The organism is Dolichospermum circinale AWQC131C (assembly GCF_000426905.1).
Taxonomy (GTDB): domain Bacteria; phylum Cyanobacteriota; class Cyanobacteriia; order Cyanobacteriales; family Nostocaceae; genus Dolichospermum; species Dolichospermum circinale.
Genome location: NZ_APIY01000400.1, coordinates 1 through 10,027 on the forward strand (window position 1 = coordinate 1; position 10,027 = coordinate 10,027).

The following is a 10,027-nucleotide window of genomic DNA, read 5'->3' on the forward strand; positions in this document are numbered from 1 at the left end:
CGACGATAGTTTGGGGGTAGCCCCATGTCAAAATAGCTCGATGCCAGGTTTATTATTTACAACCACATCACCCTCTCTATTTATTTAGTGGGGGTTTTGTTTTTTGACATGGTATGACAGACTCTCAAATTTGTCAACTGAACAATAGTTCAACGGCTGTAGAAGCGTTGTCAATAGGAATTTATTTTTATTCTTAAATTAAGATGTTAACAGGGCGATCATCGCCCTTGCGTAATATAGTTATAGCAAACTTGAGTTATTTTGGGCAAATAATCATGAAATCAGCACCAGAATTGCTGACAGATCCATTTTTACAACTACCAACCGCAACAACAGTACAAGTAGTGTGGTTTACTGAGTTTCTTGGTGAGCATCATTCAGTTAGCTACGGAGAAAATCTCCAGAAAACTTCCCTAGCCCATACTACCAAACTCAGTCGCACCAGAGAAGACCAAGAATCACGAGTCGGGAATCAGACTCAAAACGGGCAAATTTACCAAAAACCCGTTCAACGTCATATTTGGCGACATGAAGCCCTAGTGACAGAATTAACTACAGGTGTACGAGTTCCCTATCGCGTTACTAGTGTTAGGGAAGATGGTCAAAGTGTCCGTAGCGAAATTTTTACCCTGACAACCACTCCCCAACCGGGAACACCATTAAAAATCCTCCTCACCTCAGACCACCAACTAAAACCCATGACGGCCGCAAATCTACAAAAGGTTGTCGAAACAGTAGGACAAGTGGACGGAGTATGGTTTGCGGGTGATTTAGTCAATGTTTCAGACCGGGCTTCTGAATGGTTTGATGATAATCGAGGTAATGCTTTCTTTCCTGGGTTACAAGGTCACGCTAAATATCAGATAGAACATAATGGAGTTAAGGTCACTTATACAGGAGGGAAAATTATTCAAAATGCACCCATGTTTACTTGTATTGGTAATCATGAAGTTATGGGTAGATTTCAAAGAACAGCAAGTTTAGATGATGAATTTAATGATACTATTCCCCGGGAAATTGCTAAAAAATTATCTGGCGAAAAATCCTTAAAAGATCATTCCTTTAATACTGACACTTATGAGGAAATTTTATCTTTACCTGAAAGTCAACCAGGGGGAAAAACCTACTATGCTGTTACTTTTGGAGATGTGCGTCTTGTTGTTCTTTATGTTACGAATATGTGGCGTAGTCCTAGATTAGATCGAGATACTAAGGGGCGATATCAAGAAGCAGAAAAAGACTTTAATCATCCAGAAAATTGGGGTTATGGACAAATTATTTATGAACCAATTTTTGCAGGTAGTCAACAATATAATTGGCTAAAACAAGAACTCAACAGCCAAGAATTTCAAGCAGCAAAATATAAAGTTGTCATGTTTCATCATCCACCCCATACATTGGGTGATAATATTACTCCACCCTATACTCATCCCATAGGAATAATAGAATATAATGATGCCGGAAAAATCGCATCCATAAATTATCAATATCCCAAAGATCAAGATTATATTATTCGTGATCTTATTCCCCTATTAGAAACTGCTAAAGTGCAATTAGTATTTTATGGACATTCCCATTTATGGAATCGTTTTATCAGTGCTAGTGGAATGCACTTTTTAGAAACATCTAATGTCGGTAACTCTTATGGTGCTGCTTGGGGGGAAAGACAGCGAAAAATACCAAATAACTATCAAAAAGATAGTATCGCAATTGGTGATCCCAATGGTTTACAACCGATAGTACCAACTATTTCGCCCTTATTAGGAGAAAATGGTCAACCACAGCCTTATATTGCCAGTAATGATATTACAGTTTTTAGCATTTTCGACACAGGAACAGGGACAATTAGTAGCTATCGTTTTGATACGAGAAAACCCGATACTGGAGTTGTTAAGTTTGATGAATTTAAGTTGAAATCCTGATTGTTGTCAAGTGATAGGGTGAGATAGTTCATGGCTAGAGACGGTCTATGGAACGTCTCTAATTTACCTAGATGTTTATTTAATTTTTCTTGATTGTACTTGTATTTTGAGTAATTTGTTTACCTAATAATTCCACAGCTTTCGCAAATTGAGGATCTGCAAGAGTCCCTAATTTATCCCGTTCACGCAACCATAAATCTTGTCGTTGGGCATCAGTTAATTCTACCTTCACATCTGGATCAATACCATGTTTATTAATATCTTTTCCACTGGGAGTATGATATTTAGCAATAGTTACAGCCAAACCTGAACCAGATTTTAAAGGTTGCACAGATTGCACCAAACCCTTACCAAAAGTTTGATTTCCTACTAAAATCGCCCTTTTATTATCTTGTAACGCCCCAGAAAGGATTTCACTAGCACTGGCTGAACCTTTATCTACTAATACTACCAAGGGCTTATTAGTCAAAGCCGAGCCATTTGCTACTTGTTTATCTTGCGTACCCTGGCGGTCAATAGTAAAAACAATTGTGCCTTTATTCATCCACATTTGGGCAATTTCTATACTCGCATATAGCAAACCTCCGGGATTACCACGTAAGTCTAAAATATATCCAGAAACCTTTTTAGCTTCTAGGTTTTGAATAGCATCTTTCATTTCCTTACTAGCATTAGCACTGAATTGATTTAAGCGAATATAGCCAATATTACCCGCTGGAGTTTTCTTTTCCGAATAGCGCACAGGATGAATTTCAATTCGCGCTCGTTGGATATAGAATTGTTTTTTCTGGCCATTACGTAAAATCGTCAGTTTCACCTTAGTTCCTGCTTTGCCACGGATCAGGGCTACTGCATCATTTGTATCCATTCCTTTGGTGTTTTTACCATCAATTTCCAGAATAATATCTTTAGCTAAAATACCCGCTCTAAATGCCGGTGTATCTTCAATAGGAGCAATGACAAGCAGTTGTTTAGTTTTTTCATCTTGACTAATAGTGATACCAATACCTGTAAGTTCTCCAGAGGTATCAACTTGTAAATTTTTAAATTCCTCCGGGTTCATAAACCGTGTGTAAGGGTCTTCTAGCTTCTTCAGCATTTCCCGGATGGACTTATAAGCCTCCTTCTCATCAGTATAGGACTTGTTTAAATATTCCTTGCGTACAGCTGGCCAATCTATCTGATTAAAAGTTCCATCTACGTAACGATAGTTAATAATCTGCCAAACTTCATCTACTAAATCCTTGTGACTGTCTTTAAATGAAGCTTTACCAATTGAATGAATACCAAGACTAGTAACAGCGATTGTAGAAAGCGTTACCACTGTAGCACTTAAAACCAGCTTACTCTTTGTAATTACCATAATGACAGCTGTGTCAAAGGAAAAAAATATATGTCAAGTATGACTAATCTAACACAATGATTCGTAATTAGTAATTGATAATTGCTAATTAGTCTTTATTTGCGTATATTGCTAGACTGATGAGTAATTAACAAGCACGGAAGCTAAGTAATAGAAGCTAGGAAATAGTAATTCCCAATAGTGATTATTTCTAGGACTGACGCAAGTGTCACAAAAAACTATTATATCATTTGTTTGTAGTCAGGGCTTTAGCCCTGATGAGTGTTATCATAGTTTCTTGAAGATAGGACTAAAGTCCTGACTACGATTTCATTTGAAGATAGGACTAAAGTCCTAACTACGATTAGATCCATAGTAAGACTTATGGCCTTAGCCTGAAAGTTCGTTATTAAAATTTAGGATAGTGAAAAATGTATCAAATAGATCCGCCACTTTCTCCTAAAGCAACATTACCCACAATGTATGATCTTCCTAGTGAGGATTCGGAGGAACCTGGTTTGCCAGATCAATTTCATGTATTTCAACCACAATTATTAACAGACACATTTTGTCCTCCTAACTATAATTGGCAGGAAGTATTTACAGGAACAGACATAAATCTCTATTATGATTTGCGTCATACGTCATGGTATAAAAGACCAGACTGGTTTGCAGTTTTAGGAGTGCCATATCTGTATGAAAATAGGGATTTAAGATTAAGTTATGTAGTGTGGCAAGAAGCAGTAAACCCTTATATAGTTGTTGAATTGCTATCACCAGGAACAGAAAAAGAAGATTTAGGACAAGGGTTACGAGATACGGAAAAACCGCCGGGAAAATGGCACGTTTATGAACAAATTTTGAGAGTACCTTATTACGCAATATTTGACAGATACCGATCAAAATTTAGAATGTTTAAGTTAAATGGGGGAATTTTTACAGAAATAGAATTAGTAGATAATCGTTTTTGGATTCCTGGAATAGAATTAGGCTTGGGGGTATGGGTAGGTAATTATCAAGGTGTAACAATGCCTTGGTTACGTTGGTATGATCAAAACGGAAATTGGATATTAACCAGCGTCGAAAAGGAACGTCAAAAGGCTGAATTAGAACGTCAAAAGGCTGAACAGGAAAGACAAAAAACAGAAAGATTAATTGCTCAATTAAGATCATTAGGTGTAGAACCTGATTTAGAGTAATAATAATATTATTAAGGGGATGCGGGCAAGATGCCCGCACCACAGGAAACTTTAGTAAACTTTTGGGTATTGTTTTTTATTGGCAAGTTCCTAATTATGAAAATCCTAAAATCCTGTAAATCTTCATCCTGAGGAAGAAATCAAAAATCATTTTTTTACCCCTTCCCCCTCAAAAATTATTAACTTTCTTTGTAGTTAGTTTAAAAAAATAAGTAATCTAACAGGGGGACAGAAGTAAAAGTTTGATAAATTAAGGTTCTACCCAACGTCCGTCTGCTTTAATCAGATTAATCAACTCTTCTACCCCTTGGGTTTCTGGAACTTTTTTAATTTCTTCCCGACCACGATATAGAGAAATGTAACCGGGGGTTTTACCAACATAACCATAGTCAGCGTCGGCCATTTCTCCGGGTCCATTGACAATACAACCCATCACAGCAATATCTAAACCAGTTAAATGTTTGGTGGCTTCTCTAACTGTGTGCAGCACTTCCTCTAAATTAAATAAAGTCCGTCCACAAGAAGGACAAGCGACATATTCAACCATTGTTTTCCGCAAACCTAAAGCTTGCAGAATGCTGTAACAAACGGGAATTTCTTTTTCTGGTGCTTCTGTCAAAGATACACGAATTGTATCACCAATGCCGTCAGCTAGTAAGGTGGCAATACCGGCGGTGGATTTAATTCTACCATATTCTCCATCCCCTGCTTCGGTCACGCCTAGATGGAGAGGATAGTCCATACCCAAATCATCCATACGTTTGGCTATAAGACGATATGCAGCCACCATGACAGGAACTCGTGAGGCTTTCATGGAGATGACGATATTATGAAAATCTAAAGATTCACAAATGCGGATAAACTCTATGGCAGATTCTACCATGCCTTCTGGTGTGTCCCCATAGGTAAATAACATTCTTTCCGCTAAAGAACCATGATTTACGCCAATTCGCATGGCTTTACCTTGATCACGCAAGGAAATTACTAGCGGGGCTAAAGTTTCACGGATTTTTTCACCAATTTCGTCAAATTCAGCTTTTGTATATTCGGTGCGGCTGGTATTGGGTTTTTCAAATACATACAACCCTGGATTAATTCGCACTTTTTCAATATGCTTGGCGACTTCTAAGGCGATTTTCATACCATTGTGATGGACATCAGCGACAATTGGTACATCACGATAAGTTTGAATTAATTTCTGTTTAATTTCTGCCAATGCTTTAGCGTGTCCAAGACTGGGGACTGTAACACGGACAATTTCGCAGCCTATTTCATGGAGACGACGAATACCAGCTACAGAACCGTCAACATCTAGGGTGTCTTCATTGATCATTGATTGTACCACCACTGGGTATCCCCCCCCAATGATCACATCTCCCACTTTGACAGCGCGGGTTTTGCGGCGTTTAATAGTGGTATCAAAGGCTGGTTGACTAGATGTAGTTTTGCTAATTTCCAGAGTTGACAGAGTTTGCATAATCTCAACAGGTAGATTTTCTGTAATTAAAATATCAGATCGCCAGAGCTTATACTTCTCAGATTGCCACAATTGGTGGTGTTTTAGGTGATAAATTAGAAAAGTATCCGAGAAAATTGAGAATAAACAATTGAGAATGACTAATTTTTAATTTTTAATTTTGTGTGATGCGGAAAACGATATGATATAAGGCATCACTTCAGTCATCAAAATAATGAACGCGCCATGAAAACAGAAACCGTTCGCACGACGTTAACCATTCCCAGAGAACTCCTAGAAGCCACAGATAAAGCGGTTATGGAAGGAAAAGCTAAAAATCGCAATGATTTTGTCGCCCAGGCTTTACGAAGGGAACTAGCCATACAGAAGCGTTCTGAAATTGATGCCGCATTGGCAGAAATGGCTAATGATCCAGATTATCAGGCTGAAGTCCTCAAACTAGAGGTAGAATTTGCTACAGCCCAGTGGGAGGCGTTGCAGTTAGGGGAATCTCCAAGATGAGAAGGGGTGAGGTGTATGATGCTCGTTTAGAAACGACTGAAGGCTCAGAACAAGGAGGAACTCGTCCAGTGATTATTGTTAGTCGTGATGTGATTAATCTATCCAGCCCAGTAGTTTTAGCAGTACCTTGTACCACCTATCAAGACGGGAAGCGAGTTTACCCCACTCAAGTTTTAATTTTAGCACCAGATGGCGGTCTCAAGAAGGACTCGATCGCAATGGCAGATCAGGTGCGGGTATTATCTAAAACCCGCTTTTTGCGATTACGAGGTGTACTTTCTGAGGTTGTTATGGCACATCTGGAACAAGCTTTGTTAATTGCGTTAGATCTACCGGGGTGATGAGTAATTAAAATTATACTTTATTCCCAGGAGACTTTACCGCTAAAAAGGGGATAAAGCGAAAATTTGCGTGGAGAATTGCGGATTAATAAGTGCTGTATATGACAAAATCCCCGCTCCACGTATTTCGGGAACTTACTCAACAGGTAGATGAAAGTGAGCGGATTTTGGCTGAATATCAAATCATATCCTGATTAAGAAGTGAAAATCTGCGCCAGTTTCCCTACATCATATCGTCAATTTAAAAAAACAAAACTTATACTCAAAATTAAAGTAGATCTGTTGCACAATTGTTTCTGTGGTATGATAAATAGTTTTAGGTTTTATGTATTTTTGGGTGTTCTTTGCGATTGTAAATTCAACCATAGCGGTGTAATTATAACTTTTATCTAAAATTAAGCAAACCTCCAATGATAACATGAAATTAATTCTTTCAGAGGTCTAGTATGTCTGAACCAGTAAAAATATCAAAGAATTTAACACAACATTCTCCAGAAAAAGACCGAGAAGAAAAATTGATGAATGAGGTGCTTATATTGATAAAAACTTTAGTTTATAATGAAGAAATCACAATTAAGTTGCTTATAGATTGTTTATATGATATCGGTGTCACCAATTTAATTAACCAAAAGTTTCAGTTGAGAACTCTCAATAAAACTCTGAAATTTATGACCAAAATATCTAAACCAGTGGTGAAAATATTGGCTTGGAAATGGGTTAAAAATAATTGTCCTCAGTTGATTACTGGATGGTTAAAAAGTAAAGTTGCATTTCCTCAAGAGGAAGCACGGAAAATAGAGGTGATGGTAGAAAATGAACCTGAAAATATAGCTGCTAGTTCCCAAATTATAGATCAAAATCAGGTCAAACGTCTGAATTTTCAGGTAAAATTGCTAATAAGTCTTTTAATAGCTATGCTGACAATATTTACTGGTAGTTCGATTTGGTTATTAGTTGCATTACAACAATCTCATCTACAAACTGTGGAAAAATTACAAAACCAAGTTAAAACTCTAGAATCTAGTCTGAATCAACATTAGTTATTAAAGGTGAAAAATATCATAGTAGGTGCAGATTTATTTGATGCAGTAAATAGTAAACATCCAAAGTTCAAAGTTAACAAAATTGATATGTTGCGCGTTTTAATTTTAGGTGGAATTGGTGATGCAGTCGAGTTGGCTGCTAAGGTAGCAAATATTCACGGTATTGAGGCGATCGCCTCTTTAGCTGGTAGTACCCGTAAACCTACCCTTCCCGTTGGTAATGTGAGGATTGGCGGTTTTGGTGGTGTAGCCGGATTGACTAGTTATCTCCGAGAAATGCACATTGATTTATTAATTGATGCTACCCATCCTTTCGCTGATCAGATTTCTGCAAATGCAGCCATAGCCGCAGAGGAAGTGGGTATTCCGCGACTAATGGTAATTCGTCCACCTTGGGAAAAATTAGAGGGTGATAACTGGTTAGAAGTGGAAAATAATCTGGCCGCAGCAGCAGCCTTATCAAATCAATCTCAACGAGTATTTCTAACAATTGGTAGACAAGAAATTGCCACTTTTGCAAATTTAGCAGAAATTTGGTTTTTAATGCGGATGATTGATCCCCCAGATGCCAATGCCATAGTACCACCTGGTTTGATCATAAGCGATCGCGGTCCCTTTAATTTAGAAAAGGAAGAGGAAATTTTACTCAAATACAATATAGATACTATTGTGAGCAAAAATAGCGGTGGTAGTGCCACATATCCTAAAATTATCGCCGCCCGGAAACTAGGTATAAAAGTTGTGATGGTCAAACGTCCACCTATACCCCCAGGAGAACAAGTTCCAGACGTAGAAAGTGCTGTAAAATGGCTTTTGAATCTGACCGGGAAAGAAAAATAGTGGTGTTTGATTACTGAATCAATACTGCATTAATTTTAATTTATCTAATTAAAGCGGACAGGATGTCCGCACCACAAGAGTCATATGAGGATTCTACAAACTGCACTTAGTGGTTTTTTCATTTTCAACATAGTTTTTCAACATAGTTAATATATAAAACAAATGCACAAACTTCTCACATTTAATAATGAAAAACTTCTGCGTCAAGCGCTTACCCACCGTTCCTATGTCAATGAAAACCCAGAAGAAGGAGAACACAATGAACGCTTAGAATTTCTTGGTGATGCTATACTCAATTTTATCAGTGGACAATATCTTTATTGTCGTTATCCCCAAAAAGGAGAGGATGAATTAACTCGTTTGCGTTCTGCATTAGTAGAAGAAAAACAATTAGCCAAATTCGCCCTTGAAATAGGTATAGAATTGAGAATGAGATTAGGAAAAGGGACAATTAGAGATGGAGGTTTTCAAAATCCTAACTTACTCAGTAGCACCTTTGAAGCAGTGATTGGTGCTTATTATTTAGATAATAATTGTGATGTTGACACAGTTCGCGCTATTGTCGAACCATTATTTGATTCTGCATCAAAACATATTGTTGAAACTCGCTCAAATGTAGACTCTAAAAACCAATTGCAAGAATGGGTACAAAGGGAAGTAACTCTAAATCCTCCTAAATATGTGACAGAACATATAGGAGGACCATCTCACGCCCCAGAATTTATTGCTAAGGTATTAATTGATGGAAAAGAATATGGTGAAGGTAAAGGACGTAGTAAAAAAGAAGCAGAAAAAGCTGCTGCTGAGGACGCACTAGCTAAATTAAAAAAACGAGGTTTACTAACTTAATCAATTGCGTATTGAGTTTATTACTAACCAGGTTCTGAACATCTAAAAACCCGATCAAGATTGACCGGGTTATCGTGAATTTGCAGCTTTCAAATGATTAAAGTAAAGTAAGTGAATCTAAATTACTAAAGGTGGACTTGTGGAAACACAAACACAGCATCTCTACGTCTTTCCGCTCTGGGATTTGGCCTCGCCACTTACAATCGGCTACTTGCCACTTGATCATCAATAATGCTGTAATTTGCTGGGCTGATGACAGGGGACACTAGATCATTCGCCCTTTTTGGTTGGTTTGTTATCTGTTTGGTGTCCTATGGATTTAATATATCATTTGATTTTGCTGGTGAAATCTGTTCTTTACATTTATTAACATTATTAACAAATAAGTAGATTAGCGTTAAAAATTGTCGTTATGACCAGGGAACAGGGAATAGGGAACAGGGAACAGGGAATAGGGAACAGGGAACAGGGAACAGGGAACAGGGAACAGGGAACAGGGAACAGGGAACAGGG

9 protein-coding genes are annotated in these 10,027 nt (G+C 37.8%); 7 read left to right on the plus strand and 2 right to left on the minus strand.

The genetic code is table 11. From position 1 onward, the window contains the following. Positions 1–275 precede the first annotated feature (275 nt). The gene (locus ACIR131C_RS0100360; RefSeq protein WP_028088642.1) at positions 276–1,922 is read left to right on the plus strand and encodes a metallophosphoesterase family protein; all 1,647 of its coding nucleotides are present in this window, start codon (positions 276–278) and stop codon (positions 1,920–1,922) included. 79 nt (positions 1,923–2,001) lie between these two features. Here the strand turns inward: ACIR131C_RS0100360 and ctpC are convergent, their stop codons facing one another. Next, the gene (ctpC, locus tag ACIR131C_RS0100365; RefSeq protein WP_028085052.1) at positions 2,002–3,285 is read right to left on the minus strand and encodes a carboxyl-terminal processing protease CtpC; all 1,284 of its coding nucleotides are present in this window, start codon (positions 3,283–3,285) and stop codon (positions 2,002–2,004) included. A 410-nt stretch (positions 3,286–3,695) separates the two neighbouring features. On the opposite strand from ctpC, the gene ACIR131C_RS0100370 reads away from it, so the two are divergent. Further along, positions 3,696–4,463: a Uma2 family endonuclease gene (locus ACIR131C_RS0100370; protein ID WP_028088643.1), complete on the plus strand. Its 768-nt coding sequence runs from the start codon at positions 3,696–3,698 to the stop codon at positions 4,461–4,463. A gap of 250 nt (positions 4,464–4,713) precedes the next feature. On the opposite strand, the gene ispG is transcribed toward ACIR131C_RS0100370, so the two are convergent. Beyond that, on the minus strand, positions 4,714–5,940 hold the full coding sequence (ispG, locus tag ACIR131C_RS0100375) for a (E)-4-hydroxy-3-methylbut-2-enyl-diphosphate synthase (RefSeq protein WP_028088644.1): 1,227 nt from the start codon (positions 5,938–5,940) through the stop codon (positions 4,714–4,716). Between the two features lie 225 nt (positions 5,941–6,165). Here ispG and ACIR131C_RS0100380 point away from each other — a divergent pair, with 225 nt between their 5' ends. From ACIR131C_RS0100380 to rnc, 5 genes are all read left to right on the plus strand, one after another. Beyond that, positions 6,166–6,441 carry a ribbon-helix-helix domain-containing protein gene (locus tag ACIR131C_RS0100380; RefSeq protein WP_028085049.1) on the plus strand — a complete coding sequence of 92 codons (276 nt, stop codon included), beginning with the start codon at positions 6,166–6,168 and terminating at the stop codon, positions 6,439–6,441. Beyond that, a complete protein-coding gene (locus ACIR131C_RS0100385) occupies positions 6,438–6,782 on the plus strand; it encodes a type II toxin-antitoxin system PemK/MazF family toxin (RefSeq protein ID WP_028085048.1) in 345 nt (114 codons plus the stop codon). The genes ACIR131C_RS0100380 and ACIR131C_RS0100385 overlap by 4 nt, the downstream gene beginning before the upstream one ends. A 446-nt stretch (positions 6,783–7,228) precedes the next feature. Continuing rightward, positions 7,229–7,822 (plus strand): hypothetical protein, encoded by a 594-nt coding sequence (locus tag ACIR131C_RS0100390; RefSeq protein ID WP_028088645.1) that lies wholly within the window; start codon positions 7,229–7,231, stop codon positions 7,820–7,822. A gap of 90 nt (positions 7,823–7,912) precedes the next feature. Next, positions 7,913–8,665 carry a cobalt-precorrin-6A reductase gene (locus ACIR131C_RS0100395; RefSeq protein WP_028088646.1) on the plus strand — a complete coding sequence of 251 codons (753 nt, stop codon included), beginning with the start codon at positions 7,913–7,915 and terminating at the stop codon, positions 8,663–8,665. Positions 8,666–8,827: 162 nt separating this feature from the next. Continuing rightward, positions 8,828–9,514 (plus strand): ribonuclease III, encoded by a 687-nt coding sequence (rnc, locus tag ACIR131C_RS0100400; RefSeq protein WP_028088647.1) that lies wholly within the window; start codon positions 8,828–8,830, stop codon positions 9,512–9,514. The last annotated feature ends 513 nt before the right edge of the window (positions 9,515–10,027 follow it).